Source organism: Nocardia sp. NPDC004582 (assembly GCF_053602115.1).
In genome coordinates this window covers 1-14,392 of the sequence record NZ_JBSGCY010000092.1, presented here as the reverse complement: position 1 = coordinate 14,392, position 14,392 = coordinate 1, and the positions used below count along the sequence as shown (strand labels likewise).

At 69.0% G+C, this 14,392-nt stretch carries 13 protein-coding genes, 1 pseudogene and 1 riboswitch; of the genes and pseudogenes, 10 read left to right on the top strand and 4 right to left on the bottom strand.

Annotated features, from left to right (window positions below):
• Positions 1–23: 23 nt before the first annotated feature.
• Positions 24–185: riboswitch (FMN riboswitch) on the top strand.
• A gap of 75 nt (positions 186–260) precedes the next feature.
• Positions 261–710 (top strand): 6,7-dimethyl-8-ribityllumazine synthase, encoded by a 450-nt coding sequence (locus ACWELJ_RS23190; protein ID WP_452368228.1) that lies wholly within the window; start codon positions 261–263, stop codon positions 708–710.
• A 131-nt stretch (positions 711–841) separates the two neighbouring features.
• Here ACWELJ_RS23190 and ACWELJ_RS23185 read toward each other — a convergent pair whose 3' ends face one another.
• Positions 842–2,185, bottom strand: coding sequence for a cation:dicarboxylate symporter family transporter (locus ACWELJ_RS23185; RefSeq protein ID WP_452368227.1), 1,344 nt, complete (start codon positions 2,183–2,185; stop codon positions 842–844).
• 78 nt (positions 2,186–2,263) lie between these two features.
• Between ACWELJ_RS23185 and ACWELJ_RS23180 the strand changes: the two genes are divergently transcribed.
• The 4 genes from ACWELJ_RS23180 to ahcY all read left to right on the top strand — a co-directional run bounded on the left by ACWELJ_RS23180 (position 2,264) and on the right by ahcY (position 7,403).
• Positions 2,264–3,814 carry a sensor histidine kinase gene (locus ACWELJ_RS23180; protein ID WP_452368226.1) on the top strand — a complete coding sequence of 517 codons (1,551 nt, stop codon included), beginning with the start codon at positions 2,264–2,266 and terminating at the stop codon, positions 3,812–3,814.
• The gene (locus ACWELJ_RS23175; RefSeq protein WP_452368225.1) at positions 3,811–4,524 is read left to right on the top strand and encodes a response regulator; all 714 of its coding nucleotides are present in this window, start codon (positions 3,811–3,813) and stop codon (positions 4,522–4,524) included. Before ACWELJ_RS23180 ends, ACWELJ_RS23175 begins: the two co-directional genes overlap by 4 nt.
• Before the next feature lie 212 nt (positions 4,525–4,736).
• Entirely contained in the window at positions 4,737–5,894 is a 1,158-nt protein-coding gene (locus tag ACWELJ_RS23170; protein ID WP_452368224.1) for an alkane 1-monooxygenase, read from the top strand.
• Between the two features lie 33 nt (positions 5,895–5,927).
• A complete protein-coding gene (gene ahcY / locus ACWELJ_RS23165) occupies positions 5,928–7,403 on the top strand; it encodes an adenosylhomocysteinase (protein ID WP_452368223.1) in 1,476 nt (491 codons plus the stop codon).
• 79 nt (positions 7,404–7,482) lie between these two features.
• Here the strand turns inward: ahcY and ACWELJ_RS23160 are convergent, their stop codons facing one another.
• The 3 genes from ACWELJ_RS23160 to ACWELJ_RS23150 all read right to left on the bottom strand — a co-directional run bounded on the left by ACWELJ_RS23160 (position 7,483) and on the right by ACWELJ_RS23150 (position 8,670).
• The gene (locus ACWELJ_RS23160) at positions 7,483–7,698 is read right to left on the bottom strand and encodes a hypothetical protein (RefSeq protein ID WP_452368222.1); all 216 of its coding nucleotides are present in this window, start codon (positions 7,696–7,698) and stop codon (positions 7,483–7,485) included.
• A gap of 71 nt (positions 7,699–7,769) precedes the next feature.
• A complete protein-coding gene (locus tag ACWELJ_RS23155) occupies positions 7,770–8,240 on the bottom strand; it encodes a hypothetical protein (protein ID WP_452368221.1) in 471 nt (156 codons plus the stop codon).
• 154 nt (positions 8,241–8,394) lie between these two features.
• Positions 8,395–8,670 (bottom strand): hypothetical protein, encoded by a 276-nt coding sequence (locus tag ACWELJ_RS23150; RefSeq protein ID WP_452368220.1) that lies wholly within the window; start codon positions 8,668–8,670, stop codon positions 8,395–8,397.
• Between the two features lie 164 nt (positions 8,671–8,834).
• Here ACWELJ_RS23150 and ACWELJ_RS23145 point away from each other — a divergent pair, with 164 nt between their 5' ends.
• The 5 genes and pseudogenes from ACWELJ_RS23145 to ACWELJ_RS23125 all read left to right on the top strand — a co-directional run bounded on the left by ACWELJ_RS23145 (position 8,835) and on the right by ACWELJ_RS23125 (position 14,341).
• Complete coding sequence (locus ACWELJ_RS23145; RefSeq protein WP_452368219.1) at positions 8,835–9,482, top strand: dTMP kinase; 648 nt, start codon at positions 8,835–8,837, stop codon at positions 9,480–9,482.
• A 78-nt stretch (positions 9,483–9,560) separates the two neighbouring features.
• Positions 9,561–10,238: an MtrAB system response regulator MtrA gene (mtrA, locus tag ACWELJ_RS23140; RefSeq protein ID WP_033090495.1), complete on the top strand. Its 678-nt coding sequence runs from the start codon at positions 9,561–9,563 to the stop codon at positions 10,236–10,238.
• Between the two features lie 44 nt (positions 10,239–10,282).
• Positions 10,283–11,941: pseudogene (mtrB, locus tag ACWELJ_RS23135) on the top strand (MtrAB system histidine kinase MtrB); the annotation flags it as partial.
• 434 nt (positions 11,942–12,375) lie between these two features.
• Positions 12,376–14,175, top strand: a complete 1,800-nt coding sequence (gene lpqB, locus ACWELJ_RS23130; RefSeq protein ID WP_452368218.1) for an MtrAB system accessory lipoprotein LpqB — start codon at positions 12,376–12,378, stop codon at positions 14,173–14,175.
• Between the two features lie 16 nt (positions 14,176–14,191).
• Positions 14,192–14,341, top strand: coding sequence for a hypothetical protein (locus tag ACWELJ_RS23125; RefSeq protein ID WP_452368217.1), 150 nt, complete (start codon positions 14,192–14,194; stop codon positions 14,339–14,341).
• The last annotated feature ends 51 nt before the right edge of the window (positions 14,342–14,392 follow it).

The following is a 14,392-nucleotide window of genomic DNA, read 5'->3' as shown; positions in this document are numbered from 1 at the left end:
CCCCCGTGTTACTGTCCGGTCGTACACGTTCTCAGGGCGGGGCGGAATTCCCCACCGGCGGAAATGGCTCTCCGGACCGATCCGGGGCGCACGAGCCCGCGAGCGCCACACCCCGGGTGTGGGTCCAGCAGATTCCGGTGTGATCCCGGAGCCGACGGTCACAGTCCGGATGGAAGAGAACGCGGCACCGGTCCGTCCGCTCGCGCGGCCGGCCCTGTTCGCGTCTATGCCCTGGGTGACAGCGAACAGGAGGAATCCCCATGTCACCCATGCCGAATCGCATCGCCCTCGTCGCCGCTCGCTGGCACAGCGACATTGTCGACAAGGCCGTCGAATCCTGCCGGGCGGAGCTGCTCGCGCGCGGCCACACCGAGATCGACGTGATCGAGGTGCCCGGTGCGTTCGAAATCCCGCTGCAGGCCAAGCGTTTGGCGACCAGTGGCGCGTACGCCGCGGTCGCCGGGGTCGCGCTGGTCGTGGACGGGGGTATCTACCGGCACGACTTCGTCGCCCCGACCGTGGTCGACGCCCTCATGCGGGTGCAGCTGGAGACCGACGTGCCGGTGTTCTCGGCCGTACTCACCCCCCACCACTTCCACGAGCACGCCGAGCATCTGGAGTACTTCGCCCGGCACTTCGTGAAGAAGGGCGCGGAGCTGGCCAATGCCATCGCCGCCATCCTGGCGCTGGGCGCGGTCAGCGTCGGATAGACGGAGATACGGAAGCGCACCCCGTCCGCGCGAGCCGGAGGCGGCTCGTCGCGCGAACGGGGTGCGCGGGTTCCGACGGCGTGCAGCAGGGGGAACGCGCCGGCGGTCCGGTTTCGGCCCAGGGGTTGGGGTCAGGCCGGAACCAGGTCTTCGTCGCGCGGGCCGGCCGGGTGGTCGTCGACCATGGTCCGCTCGTCGAAGGGGATCTCGCGGTCCAGCACCGCGCGGACGCGGGCCGGGTCGATGGTGTGGGTCCAGGTGCCGACCAGCAGGGTGGCGACGGCATTGCCCGAGAAGTTGGTCAGCGCCCGGGCCTCGGACATGAACCGGTCGATGCCCACGATCAGGCCGACGCCGTCCAGCAGCTCCGGGCGATGGCTCTGCAGCCCGCCCGCCAGCGTGGCCAGGCCCGCGCCGGTGACGCCCGCGGCGCCCTTGGACGCCACGATCATGAACAGCAGCAGCCCGAGCTGCTCGTGCCAGGCCAGCGGCTTGCCCATGGCGTCGGCCACGAACAGGGTCGCCATCGTCAGGTAGATGGCGGTCCCGTCCAGGTTGAACGAATACCCGGTCGGCACAACCACACCCACCGTGGTGCGATCCACCCCGGCGTGCTCCATCTTGGCGATCAACCGCGGCAGCGCCGACTCCGAGGACGAGGTCGCGAAGATCAGCAGGTACTCGCGCGCCAGATAGCGGACCAGCTTGAAGATCGAGGTACCCGCGGCGACCCGCAACACGATGCCGAGCACGCCGAAGATGAACACGACGCAGGTCAGGTAGAAGGCCACCATCAGCAGCGCGAGCTGCTTGACCGCGTCGAGCCCGGTGCGCGCCACCACATTCGCCATCGCGCCGAACGCCCCGATCGGGGCCAGCCACAGGATCATGGTCAGGATCCGGAACACCAGCTTCTGGATCGAGGCCACCCCGCGCAGGATCGGTTCCCCGGCCGTGCCCATGGCCTGGATGGCGAATCCCGCCAGCAGCGCCACGAACAGCGCCTGCAGCACCTTCCCCGAGGTCAGCGACGACAGCAGCGTGGTCGGCACGATGTCCTCGAAGAACTGCCAGGTGCCGCCCGCCGCCTTGGCGTCGGTGGCGTACTTGGTGACCTCCTTCGCGTGCGCGGCCACGTTCAGGCCCGATCCGGGATGCAGCAGGTTGCCGACCAGCAGGCCGATGCCCAGCGCCACCGTGGACATGATCAGGAAGTAGCCGATGGCCAGGCCGCCCACCCGGCCGACCTTGGCGGCCGCCCGCACCGAGCCGATGCCCAGCACGATGGTGCAGAAGATGACCGGCGTGATCATCATCTTGATCAGGTTCACGAAGATGGTGCCCAGCTCACCGACGCTCTTGCCGAAGCCCGGGGCCAGCCGGCCGACCACGATGCCCGCGATGACGGCCACGATGACGGCCAGGTACAGCCAGTGGGTACGGTCTCGGCCCTGAGGTGTTGTCGTGTCGCTCATAACACTCAGAATTTTGTTCGACCGAGTGACGGCCGTCACTCTTACGTAAATTATGTTCATGAAGCACCCGGAGGAACAGTGACAGGCCGAAGACCCCGCCGCACCCTGGCCGGACAGGTGTTCGTGGTCCAGGTGCTGGTGCTCGCGGCGGTGATCGCCGCCGCGGCACTGCTCACCTTCCTGCAGACCCGCCGGGTGCAGGACGACGCCACCCGCGCCGAGGTGGTCGACACCGCGATCGCCGTCGCGCAGTCGCCGTCCACGCTGGCCGGGGTGCGCGGCCCGGACCCGACCGCCGCGCTGCAACCGGTGACCGAGGCCATCCGCAAGGCCACCGGCATGGACTTCATCGTGGTGATGGCGCCCGACCGCACCCGCTACACCCACACCGAGATCGACCGGATCGGAAAACCGTTCAGCGGCAATATCGATCGGGCGCTCGCGGGGGAGACCTTCACCGAGACGTTCACCGGCACCCTCGGCCCCTCCATCCGCGCGGTCACCCCGGTCCGCGACCGCGACGGCCGCATCGTCGCGCTGGTGTCGGCGGGCGTCACCCGCACGCATATCGGCGAGCAGGTGCGCGCTCAGCTGCCGCTCATCCTGATGGTGGCCGCGGGCGGGCTGGCACTCGCCACGATCAGCTCACTATTGCTGCGGCGCAGACTGTTACGGCAGACCCTCGGGCTCGGCACGGCCGAACTGCGGATGATGTACGAGCACCACGACGCGGTGCTGCACTCCATCCACGAGGGGCTGCTGGTGTTCGGCAAGTCCGACGCCGACGCCGAGGTGGTCAACGATCAGGCCCGGCTGCTGCTCGACCTGCCCGACGGGCCGATCACGCGCGCGGACCTGCCGGTGTCGTTGCAGCGCTTGGGAACCGGCGTGGTGCGCGACGAGATGCACGTGACCCCCGAACGGGTGCTGGTGGTGAACCAGGACGTGGTCGAGCACGACGGCCGCCGCATCGGCACCGTGGTCACGCTGCGCGATCACACCGAATTGCGGGACGTGCTCGGCGAATTGGATTCGGTGCGGGGTTTCGCCGAATCGCTGCGCGCCCAGGCGCACGAGGCCGCCAACCGGCTGCACACCGTGGTCACCATGGTCGAGCTGGGCCGGCACCGGGAGGCGGTGAGCTTCGCGACCGCGGAACTCGAACTGTCGCAGGCCCTCATCGACCGCCTCGCCGGGGCGGTCGCCGAGCCCGCGGTGGTGGCGCTACTGCTGGGCAAGGTGGAGCAGGCCGCCGAATACGGTGTCGAGCTGACCGTCACCGGCGACACCCTGCTCGACACCACCGAGCCGCTCACCCCGCACGAGATGGTCACGCTGCTGGGCAATCTCATCGACAACGCCCTCGACGAAGTGGGCCACGACGAGGACGCCTGGCTGGAGGTGACCGTGCGCCGCGACGACGCCGAGCTGTACATCCGGGTGGCCGACAGCGGGCCGGGCATGTCCGAGGAACTGTTCACCCGCGCCACCGAGCGCGGCTACTCCACCAAGACCGACCACCACGGTCTCGGCCTGGCGCTGGTGAAACGGCTGGTGGCCCGGCACGCCGGTGAGTTGCGGGCCCGGCGCGAGCCGGAATCCGCTGTGATCGTGAGGTTTCCGCGATGAGAAGCGACCGGGAGGCGCCGGTCCGGGTGCTGATCGTCGAGGACGAGCCGAAAATCGCTGCGGCACACCGCTCTTACCTGGACCGGGTGGACGGTTTCACCGTGGTGGCGGTGGCGCACACCGGGCGCGAGGCCCTCTCGATCGCGAAAAGGTCACAATCTTCCGGCGTCCCCATCGATCTGGTGCTGATGGATATCGGTTTGCCGGACATGAGCGGGCTCGCGGTGGCCGCGGCGCTGGCGGCGCTGCGCCCGCGTCCGGACGTCATCGCGGTCACCTCCGCCCGGGATCTGGCCATGGTGCGCGCCGCCGTCGCGCACGGCGTCGTGCTGTATCTGTTGAAGCCGTTCACCTTCGCGGCCTTCCGGGAGAAGCTGGAACGCTATCGCGACTACCGGGCCGCGCTGCCCGCGGGCGAGACCGCGGTGTCGCAGCACGACATCGACCGCGCCTTCGGCGTGCTGCGCACACCCGAGCAGCGGCCCACGTCCCCGAAAGGCATCGCGCCGCAGACGATGGACGAGGTGTCGCGCGCGGTGCGCGGCGCGCCGGCGGGCCTGTCCGCGGGCGAAGCGGGCCGCGCGGTCGGGGTCTCGCGGGTGACGGCGTGGCGATACCTGGAACGCATGGCCGAAGACGGCCTGGTGGAACGGCGAACCGACTACGGCCGGACCGGACGGCCGCAGGTTCGCTATGTCTGGTTGCGCTGAGTGCGGGGGGATCGTCCGCCGAGCGCGGTTCGCCGCTGAGTTGCGCGTACGGGGGAGTGGCGGGCACCACAGGGCCGGTTGCCGCGGAACCGACTGCTCATGATGTAACGGTGGCCACCTTTCGTTCCGCGCACGTGCTGTAACAGCGGCTAGGTTTCAAGATATGTAGCTGCGAAGTTCTGACGAAGTTGAGTAGCGGAGAAAACGTGCGAATGTTCGGCAAACGGTTGGGTTCGCCGGATCCCAAACGCCACCTGTGGGTGCTGGGGCTCATCGCCCCCATGTCGGCGTTGCTGCCCTCCCAGCTGGTGTTGCACACCAAGCTGACGGTGTTCTGGTGGATCGGACCGATCATCATCCTGATCGTGATTCCGGTGCTGGACTGGGTCGTCGGGGAAGACGGCACCAATCCGCGAGACGAGGACTATGAACTGCTCAGCAACGACCGGTTCTACCGATGGTGCACCTACCTGTTCCTGCCCATCCAGGTGATCGGCCTGACCATCGCCGCCTGTATGTGGGCGGGCACCGACCTGTCGGTGGTCGACAAGATCGGGCTGGCAACCACCCTGGGGCTCGTCTCCGGCATCGGCATCAACGCCGCGCACGAACTCGGCCACCGGGTCGAGAGCCTGGAACGCTGGCTGTCGAAAATGGCGCTGGCGCAGTCGGCCTACGGACACTTCTTCGTCGAGCACAACCGGGGCCACCACGCCCGCGTCGCGACCCCCGACGACCCGGCCAGCGCCCGCATGGGCGAATCGCTGTGGGAGTTCCTGCCCCGCAGCGTGATCGGCGGCTTCCGTTCGGCAATCAAACTCGAGGGCGAGCGGCTGGCGCGCAAGGGACATCGCTGGTTCAGTGTCCACAACCACATCCTGCAGGCGTGGAGCATGACCGTCGTGCTGTTCGGCGGGCTCATGGCGATCTACGGCCCGAGCATCCTGCCGTACCTGGTGCTGCAGGCCGTGATCGGCGCGGGCCTGCTCGAAACCGTCAACTACGTCGAGCATTACGGGCTGCTGCGCCGCCGTCGCCCCAACGGCAACTGGGCCCGCTGCGCCCCCAGCGACAGCTGGAACAGCGACCGCCTGGTCACCAATATCTTCATGTTCCACCTGCAGCGGCACAGCGATCACCACGCCAATCCCGGCCGCCGCTACCAGACCCTGCGCAGTTCCGGGGAAGCCCCGCAACTGCCCGCGGGCTATGCCACCATGATCTTGCTGGCCCTGTTCCCGCCGGTGTGGCGCATCGTGATGGACCCGCGCCTGCTCGCGCACTACTCGGGGGACGTCAGCCGGGCCAATATCCAACCCCGCAAGCGCGAGCGCATCCTCGCCGCGTACGACGTACCGGCGGCCGCGTAGGGTTTGGGAGAAGCAGCCGACCAGGAGAGGCAGATGACGACCTCAGTGTCCAGCACGATGACCCCTGATGTTCGCAACGGGATCGATTTCAAGGTGGCGGATCTGTCACTGGCCGAGTTCGGCCGCAAGGAGATTCGCCTTGCCGAGCACGAGATGCCGGGCCTGATGGCGCTGCGTCGCGAGTACCACGACGTGCAGCCGCTGCAGGGCGCGCGCATCTCCGGCTCCCTGCACATGACCGTGCAGACCGCCGTGCTGATCGAGACCCTGGTCGCGCTCGGCGCGCAGGTGCGGTGGGCGTCGTGCAACATCTTCTCCACCCAGGACCACGCGGCCGCCGCGGTCGTGGTCGGCCCGCACGGCACCGTCGACGAGCCCAAGGGCACCCCGGTCTTCGCCTGGAAGGGCGAGACCCTGGAGGAGTACTGGTGGGCCGCCGAGCAGATGCTCACCTGGCCGGGCGAGCCGGCCAACATGATCCTCGACGACGGCGGTGACGCCACCATGCTGGTGCTGCGCGGCGCCCAGTTCGAGAAGGCCGGCGTCGTGCCGCCCGAGGACGAGACCCACTCCGAGGAGTACAAGGTCTTCCTGAACCTGCTGCGCGCGAGCCTCGAGGCCGACGGCGGCAAGTGGGGCGCGATCGCCGAGTCGGTCAAGGGCGTCACCGAGGAGACCACCACCGGCGTGCTGCGGCTGTACCAGTTCGCCGCCGCGGGCGAGCTGGTGTTCCCGGCCATCAACGTCAACGACTCGGTCACCAAGTCGAAGTTCGACAACAAGTACGGCACCCGCCACTCGCTGATCGACGGCATCAACCGCGGCACCGATGTGCTCATCGGCGGCAAGAAGGTGCTGATCTGCGGTTACGGCGACGTCGGCAAGGGCTGCGCGGAGTCGATGGCCGGCCAGGGCGCGCGCGTGCAGGTCACCGAGATCGACCCGATCAACGCGCTGCAGGCGCTGATGGACGGCTTCGACGTGGTCACCGTCGAGCAGGCCATCGCCGACGCCGACATCGTGATCACCTCGACCGGCAACAAGGACATCATCACCCTCGATCACATGAAGGCGATGAAGGGCCAGGCCATCCTGGGCAATATCGGCCACTTCGACAACGAGATCGACATGGCCGCCCTGGAGCGCTCCGGCGCGACCCGCCTGAACATCAAGCCGCAGGTCGACCTGTGGACGTTCCCCGAGACCGGCCGCTCGATCATCGTGCTGTCCGAGGGCCGCCTGCTCAACCTGGGCAACGCCACCGGCCACCCCTCGTTCGTCATGTCGAACTCCTTCTCCAACCAGGTCATCGCGCAGATCGAACTGTGGACCAAGCCGGAGGAGTACGACAACGAGGTCTACCGCCTCCCCAAGCACCTCGACGAGAAGGTCGCCAAGATCCACGTCGAGGCCCTCGGCGGCACCCTGACCAAGCTCACCAAGGACCAGGCCGAGTACATCGGCGTGGACGTGGAGGGCCCGTACAAGCCGGAGCACTACCGCTACTGAGCGGAAACCGCTGGTAGCAGCTGAACGAATTCGGCCGGTCACCCACGGGGTGACCGGCCGAATCTCTTTGCCACGCGGACTAGTTGGTGTCTCCCACCTTGGGGAAGCAGCCATGCCGCACCGGATCCCAACTGCCGCCGCAGATCCACGGGCCGAGCAGGTCGGAGGAGCCCGAGCTGGACGAGCCGGTGCCGGACGATCCCGAATCGGCGGTGGCGGTGCCGGTGGCGAGGGCGGCGGTGGCGAGAGCGGTGGCCAGGACTGCCGAGACGCGCTGTGTCAGGACGGATTTCATCGGGAGTGCTCCTCGGTGAGGGGGGTCGGCAGGTCGCCCGGGCGGCCCGCCGAATCTTGTCGACCGGTGGACTAGCTCACGAACGGGGGGATGTCGGTGCATCCCAGGTCCGTGCGCCAGTACCTGCCCTGGCCCGTGAGTTGGCACATGAGCGATTTGAGACCGAGGGCAGAGGACCCGCTCGAGTCCGAACCGGTGGTCGCGGCCACCGGCATCACCGAGCCGTTGCTGGCGGAGAGGTCGATCAGGGCCGCGACCGGGGTGCCGCCGCTGCCGGTCAGGCAGTTGAGGCCGTTCTGCAGGGGCCAGAGGAAGGCGGCCAGGTTGCCGCCGCTGCCGTTCTGGAGGGCGGCGAGCGGGGCGCTGGAGCCGGTGTCGCAGGTGCCCGCGATGGCGTCCGCGGCGGTGTCCACGGTGGGCGTCGCCGGTTCGAGGGTGATCGTGTCGGCGCCGGCCGCGCCTGCGGCGCCGGAGGCGAGGCCGGCGGCGGTGAGCGTCGCGGCGACGATGGTCGCGAGGCGGTGAGTCGGGGCGGATTTCATCGGGAACTCCTCGGTGGTTCAGCGTTGGCAAATTCTAAAAGGAACTTGTTTCAGAACTGTGCCGTGAATTCTGGGGGCACGGGCCGGGTGCTGTGCGGTGAAAATGACTGTGCCGCCGCATCTTTCGGTGCGGCGGCACGGGATCGGAACCGGGTCAGCGGACGCAGACGTCGAAGCCCGGCACCCAGGTGCCGCCGGTGATGGTGCAGAAGGCGAGGCCGAGTAGTTGGCTCGCGCTGGAACCGGTGCCGAGGACGTTGCTCGAGCCGCCGGAGGAGGAGAGGGAGGAGGCCGAGCCGGAGTCGGCGACCTGGATCGCCGCGTCCGGGGTGGCGGGGTCGAGGGTGAGAGGGGCCGCTGTCGCGGTGCCGCCCAGGGCGAGGGTGGCGGTGGAGATGGCGACGGCGACCAAGGTGAGGCGTGTCTTCATCAGGGGGTGCGCTCCTTGCAGGGGGAGTGGTGGCTCGAACCTACAAGGGTTGAATCGTGAGCGTTTCGGATTCGCTCATATTGTTCCGGCGCTCGCGGATCGGGCTTCCCGGACAAACGGGAACCTGCCGTTATCCGGCGGCGCGGGTTGGGTAGTCTCGCCGCATGGGTGCACTGGTTCCGGTGGAAGGGCTCGACGGCGCGGGCAAACGCACGCTCACCGAGGCTGTCGTCGCCGACCTGCGCGCCCGCGGGCTGCGGGTCGCGACGCTGGCCTTCCCGCGCTACGGCGTTTCCGTGCACGCCGATCTGGCGGCGGAGGCGCTGCGCGGCGGCCACGGGGATGCCGCCCAGTCCGTGAACGCCATGGCGCTGCTGTTCGCCCTCGACCGCGCCGACGCGCGCGACGAGCTCTCGAAATTGCTGGCGGACAACGACATCGTGCTACTGGACCGCTACGTCGCCTCCAACGCCGCCTATTCCGCCGCGCGGATGGAACAGGACGCGCGCGGTGAAATCGTGGACTGGATCGCCACATTGGAGTTCGACCGATTCGGGCTGCCCACCCCGGATGTCCAGATTCTCCTGGATGTTCCGGTCGACGTGGCCGAGGAGCGCGCCCGCCTGCGCGGCGAGGCCGACACCGCCCGGGCGCTGGACGCGTACGAGAAAGACGGTGGACTGCAGCGCCGCACCGGTAGGGTCTACCGTGAGCTGGCCGAAATCAGCTGGCGTGGACCGTGGTGGGTGCATCGAACCGGAGACGATCCGGCAACACTCGCCGCGCGCCTCGCGGAAATTGTTGCTGGATAGGGTTGGATGTGCGCCGACAGGTCACGAGTGTTGGCGTGGCGGCCGAATCAGAGCCGGAGAGGTGACAAACTAGACGTTATGAAGCCGAAGATTCTGGTCGTCGACGACGATATGGCTCTCGCGGAGATGCTCACGATCGTCTTGCGCGGTGAGGGTTTCGACCCCCACGTCGTCGGAGACGGCACGCAGGCGCTGACCGCGGTCCGGGAGCTGCGCCCGGACCTCGTGTTGCTGGATCTCATGCTGCCCGGCATGAACGGCATCGACGTATGCCGGGTGTTGCGAGCCGACTCGGGTGTGCCCATCGTGATGCTGACGGCGAAGACCGACACGGTCGACGTCGTCCTGGGTTTGGAAAGCGGCGCCGACGACTACATCGTCAAGCCGTTCAAACCGAAGGAACTCGTGGCCCGGGTGCGGGCGCGCTTGCGTCGCACCGAGGAGGAGCCGCAGGAACTGCTGTCGATCGCCGACATCGTCATCGATGTGCCCGCGCACAAGGTGACTCGCGGCGGCGCGCAGATCTCGCTGACTCCCCTGGAGTTCGATCTGCTGGTGGCGCTGGCCCGCAAGCCGCGCCAGGTGTTCACCCGTGAGGTGCTGCTGGAACAGGTCTGGGGATACCGGCACGCCGCCGACACCCGCCTGGTCAACGTGCACGTGCAGCGGTTGCGCGCCAAGGTGGAGAAGGATCCGGAGAACCCTGAGATCGTGTTGACCGTGCGAGGTGTGGGCTACAAGGCCGGACCGCCGTGATCGATGGCTCCAGAAACCGCGTACAGCGGTGGCTGGCGGTAGTGATGGCCTGGTTCCGCAATCTGGGCGAGCAACTGGGCCATGTGTGGCGGCGTTCGCTGCAGTTGCGGGTCGTCGTGTCCACCCTCACCCTGTCGCTGATCGTCATCACGATTCTGGGCGTCGTGCTCACGAGTCAGATCACCGACCGGCTGCTGGACGCGAAGATCAACGCGGCCGTCGAGGAAATGGGTCGCGCCCGCAACACCGTTCAGAATCAACTGACCGGTGTGCACGACTCGGGCACCCAGCAGAGTCGACTCGACGATGCCCGCCGCGCGCTGTTCTCCAGCGCCGGCGGGACCCAGACCGGCGGCGCCGCAGGCAGTTACGAGGCCGCCCTGGCGATGACGGGAGACAGCGGACAGGAGATCACCTCCGGCTCCATCCAGGAGATCCCCACCGAGCTGCGGCAATTCGTGAAGCAGCGGCAGGTCTCCTACCAGTTCTCCACGGTCTCCAGCCCGGACGGATACAAGGGTTCGGCGCTGATCATCGGCAGCCCCTCCGCCGATATCGACTCGCTGGAGATCTATCTGATCTTCCCGCTCACCAATGAGCAACGCAGCCTGTCGCTCATGCGCGGCACCATGCTCATCGGCGGCATCGTGCTGTTGGTCCTGCTGGCCGCCATCACGGCGCTGGTGACCCGGCAGGTGGTGCTGCCCATCCGATCCGCGGCCCGCATCGCCAGCCGGTTCGCCGACGGGCGCCTCAAGGAACGCATGCTGGTGCGCGGTGAGGACGATATGGCCAGGCTGGCCATGTCGTTCAACGAGATGGCCGAGAGCCTGTCCAACCAGATCACCCAACTCGAGGAGTTCGGAAATCTGCAGCGCCGCTTCACCTCCGACGTCAGCCACGAACTGCGCACGCCGTTGACCACGGTGCGCATGGCGGCCGACCTCATCCACGGATCCAGCGACGACCTGGACCCGGCGCTGGCGCGCTCGGCCGAACTGCTGGTCAACGAACTCGACCGGTTCGAGGGCCTGCTCAACGACCTGCTCGAGATCAGCCGCCACGACGCGGGTGTGGCCGAACTGCAGGTGGAATCGCTGGACGTGCGCATGTGCGCGCGGGCCGCGGTCTCCACCGTGCGGCACCTGGCTCGCGAATCCGGGGTGGAGCTCGTGGTCGACATGCCCGAGGAACCCCTTGTCGCCGAGGTGGATCCGCGCCGCGTCGAGCGGGTGCTGCGCAACCTGCTGGCCAATGCCATCGACCACAGCGAGGGCAAACCGGTCCTCATGCGCATGCGCGGCGACGTGGACGCCAATGCCGTCGCCATCGTGGTGCGCGACCAGGGCGTGGGCCTGCGTCCGGGCGAGGAGAAGCTGGTGTTCAACCGCTTCTGGCGCTCGGACCCCTCCCGCATGCGCCGCTCCGGCGGCACCGGCCTGGGCCTGTCCATCAGCGTCGAGGACGCCAACCTGCACGAGGGCAAGCTCGAGGCGTGGGGCGAGATCGGTGTGGGCGCGAGCTTCCGGCTCACCCTGCCGCTGGTCCGCGGCCGCAAACTGGGCATCAGCCCACTCACGCTGGAACCGCCCAAGATTCGCGGCGCGGTCTCTCCCGAACAGCTGGCTCTCGATATCGCGGGCTACGAGGCCCCAACGGGATCGGACACCGCTCCGGCGGGTTCGGACACCGCCGCGGCGGGCTCGGGTGCCGCCCCGGCGATCTCGGGTACCGTACCCGGCGAAGCCGCCGCGGGACCCGATTCGGTCCCGGCGGGCCTGCTCGGCCTGGCCGCGCTCGAATCCGTGCCCACCGCGATCGAACCGGGCACCGACGGCCTCGACGGCGACGCGGTGGAATCCGCGGCAGCCGAATCCGGCGCCGGCGAACCGGGATTCGAGGCCATCGCCCCGGAATTCCCGGCCGCCACCGGGGTGCCCGACGACACCGCCGACCACGGCGAGGTGACCGCCGCGGATCTGGCCGACGCTGCCGATCTGGCCGCCCGCGAAGGCTTCGAGCCCGAGCCCGCCGACAACGGAACCGCCGGAACGCCTCCCGAGGCCGACAACGGAACCGCTTCCGGCCGTGACGCTTCCGGGGGCTCCGTACCGGCCGAGCCGGGTGACGGCCAATCATGAGGCGGCCGGCGAGGGGCCTGTTCCGGGCCCTGGCGGTCTTCGGCTGCCTGATCGCGGTGAGCTCCTGCGCGAGCCTGCCGGATTCGTCGGCGCCGCAGGCGCTGGGCAGTCTGGACCACCAGCCCACCAGCACCGCGCTCAACCCGCCGGTCGCCGGGCGCGAACCCGAACAGCTGCTGCTGGACTATCTGCAGGCCACGGCGGACCCGGCCAACCGGCATCAGCTGGCGCGCCAATTCCTCTCGCCCGCGGCCAATGTGCAGTGGGACGACGCGGCCGGGATCACCATCGTGGACTCCCAGCCGAACACGCTGCGCGAGTCCCGCACCGGTGACTCGGCCACCTATGTGATCCGGGCGCGCAAGATCGGCGAGCTGGCCGCCGACGGCTCCTACCGGGCGGCCGACGGCACGCTGGAGACCAAGATCGATCTGGAGAAGATCGACGGCGAGTGGCGGATCAAGGACCTGCCCTCGGGCGTCATCGTCGAGCAGGCCGCGTTCGCCAAGTTCTATCACCGGTATTCGCTGTTCTTCCCGAATCTGGCCGGGGCCGCGATGGTGCCGGACCTGCGCTGGATCTCCGCCCGCAAGGACCAGCTGGCGCAGCGGCTGCTCAGCCTGCTCGGTGAGGGACCGCAGTCGGCGCTGGCCCCGGCCGTGCGCAATCCGATGGGCGCGCCCGTGGCCCTGCGCGGTCCGGTCACCAAGGCCAATGGCGATCCCGACAATGTCGGGGTCGGCGGCGGTGGACTGGCCGTCGACTTCTCCGGCGCGAACGCGCTCGACCCGGCCGGTCGGGACCTGCTGGCCACCCAGGTGGTGCTCACCCTGTCCGGGGCCGACGTGCTGGGGCCGTACCTGATCAACGCCGACGGCAAACCGCTGGTCGAGAAGTACTCCGCGGGCTGGCAGCGCGCCGACGTGGAGGCCCGCAGCCCGGATGTGATCGCCCGCAACCGGACCGGTCTGCACGCGGTCCGCGACGGGTCGCTGGTGGCGGTCAACGGCAGCGGCATCACCCCCGCCCCCGGCTTCTTCGGCAGCACCCACGCCCTGCAGTCGGTGGGCCTGTCGCCGGACGGGACGCTGGTCGCCGCGGTCGCCCGCTCCGGCCGCCCGGACCCCGAACCCGAGCGCACCCTGATCATCGGAACCTATGACGGGCAGGGCTTCCCGGTCGCCACCGGCGGCACCTTCACCCGGCCCACCTGGCCCGCCGACGGCAGTTCGGCCTGGTCGGCGGTGGACGGGGACCGGGTGATCCGGGCCGTGCACGATCGCGGCACCGGCAATGTCTCGGTGCAGGACGTCGACATCTCCGACCTGGTCGCGGCCGCGGTCAACTCGACCTCGCCGCGCACCCCCATCACCGAACTGCGCATCTCCCCGACCGGGACGCGGGCGGCGATCATCGCCAACGGCAAGGTGTACGTGGCCGTGGTGGTGCCGCAGCCGAACGGGAAGTTCGCGCTGTCCTCGCCGCTGCCGCTGGCCATCGGACTGTCCACGCCCGCGGTGTCCATCGACTGGCTCACCGACGAGCGGGTCATCGTGGCCCGCGACGGCACGGTGGACCCGGTGGCCGGGGTGCTGGTGGACGGTTCCGAGTACCGGGCCCAGTCCTCCCAGAATCTCACCCCGCCGGTGCGGGTGGTGAGCACCTCGCCGGATCAGGAGTACGTGGCCGACTCGCGCGCGGTGCTGGAACTGACCCGCAATCCCGAAGGGCGCGAGGACTACTGGCGCGAAGTTCCGGGTCTGGGGGCCAACGCGGTTCCGGTGCTGCCCGGCTAGGCGCACACTGAGGGGCATGGGGGAACTGCTGGATCTGATCCTGCCGCGCGCCTGCGGCGGGTGCGGGGGAGCCGGAACCCGGTGGTGCGCGGCCTGCGCCGCCGCCCTGTCCGGCCCGCCGATCCGGATCCGCCCGCGCGCCGCCACGAGCTCCGTCATCTACTGATCCGTGTCGACCACGTCGACGCGAATGCCCTTGCCGCCGATGCCGGCGACC

Excerpts from the sequence above, each read along its gene's own strand:
- ahcY (WP_452368223.1), top strand. The coding sequence starts at position 5,928 with ATGACGACCTCAGTGTCCAGCACGATGACCCCTGATGTTCGCAACGGG.
- ACWELJ_RS23155 (WP_452368221.1), bottom strand. The coding sequence starts at position 8,240 with ATGAAATCCGCCCCGACTCACCGCCTCGCGACCATCGTCGCCGCGACG.
- lpqB (WP_452368218.1), top strand. The coding sequence starts at position 12,376 with ATGAGGCGGCCGGCGAGGGGCCTGTTCCGGGCCCTGGCGGTCTTCGGC.
- ACWELJ_RS23160 (WP_452368222.1), bottom strand. The coding sequence starts at position 7,698 with ATGAAATCCGTCCTGACACAGCGCGTCTCGGCAGTCCTGGCCACCGCT.
- ACWELJ_RS23145 (WP_452368219.1), top strand. The coding sequence starts at position 8,835 with ATGGGTGCACTGGTTCCGGTGGAAGGGCTCGACGGCGCGGGCAAACGC.
- ACWELJ_RS23185 (WP_452368227.1), bottom strand. The coding sequence starts at position 2,185 with ATGAGCGACACGACAACACCTCAGGGCCGAGACCGTACCCACTGGCTG.
- ACWELJ_RS23175 (WP_452368225.1), top strand. The coding sequence starts at position 3,811 with ATGAGAAGCGACCGGGAGGCGCCGGTCCGGGTGCTGATCGTCGAGGAC.
- ACWELJ_RS23170 (WP_452368224.1), top strand. The coding sequence starts at position 4,737 with ATGTTCGGCAAACGGTTGGGTTCGCCGGATCCCAAACGCCACCTGTGG.
- ACWELJ_RS23150 (WP_452368220.1), bottom strand. The coding sequence starts at position 8,670 with ATGAAGACACGCCTCACCTTGGTCGCCGTCGCCATCTCCACCGCCACC.
- mtrA (WP_033090495.1), top strand. The coding sequence starts at position 9,561 with ATGAAGCCGAAGATTCTGGTCGTCGACGACGATATGGCTCTCGCGGAG.
- ACWELJ_RS23125 (WP_452368217.1), top strand. The coding sequence starts at position 14,192 with ATGGGGGAACTGCTGGATCTGATCCTGCCGCGCGCCTGCGGCGGGTGC.
- ACWELJ_RS23190 (WP_452368228.1), top strand. The coding sequence starts at position 261 with ATGTCACCCATGCCGAATCGCATCGCCCTCGTCGCCGCTCGCTGGCAC.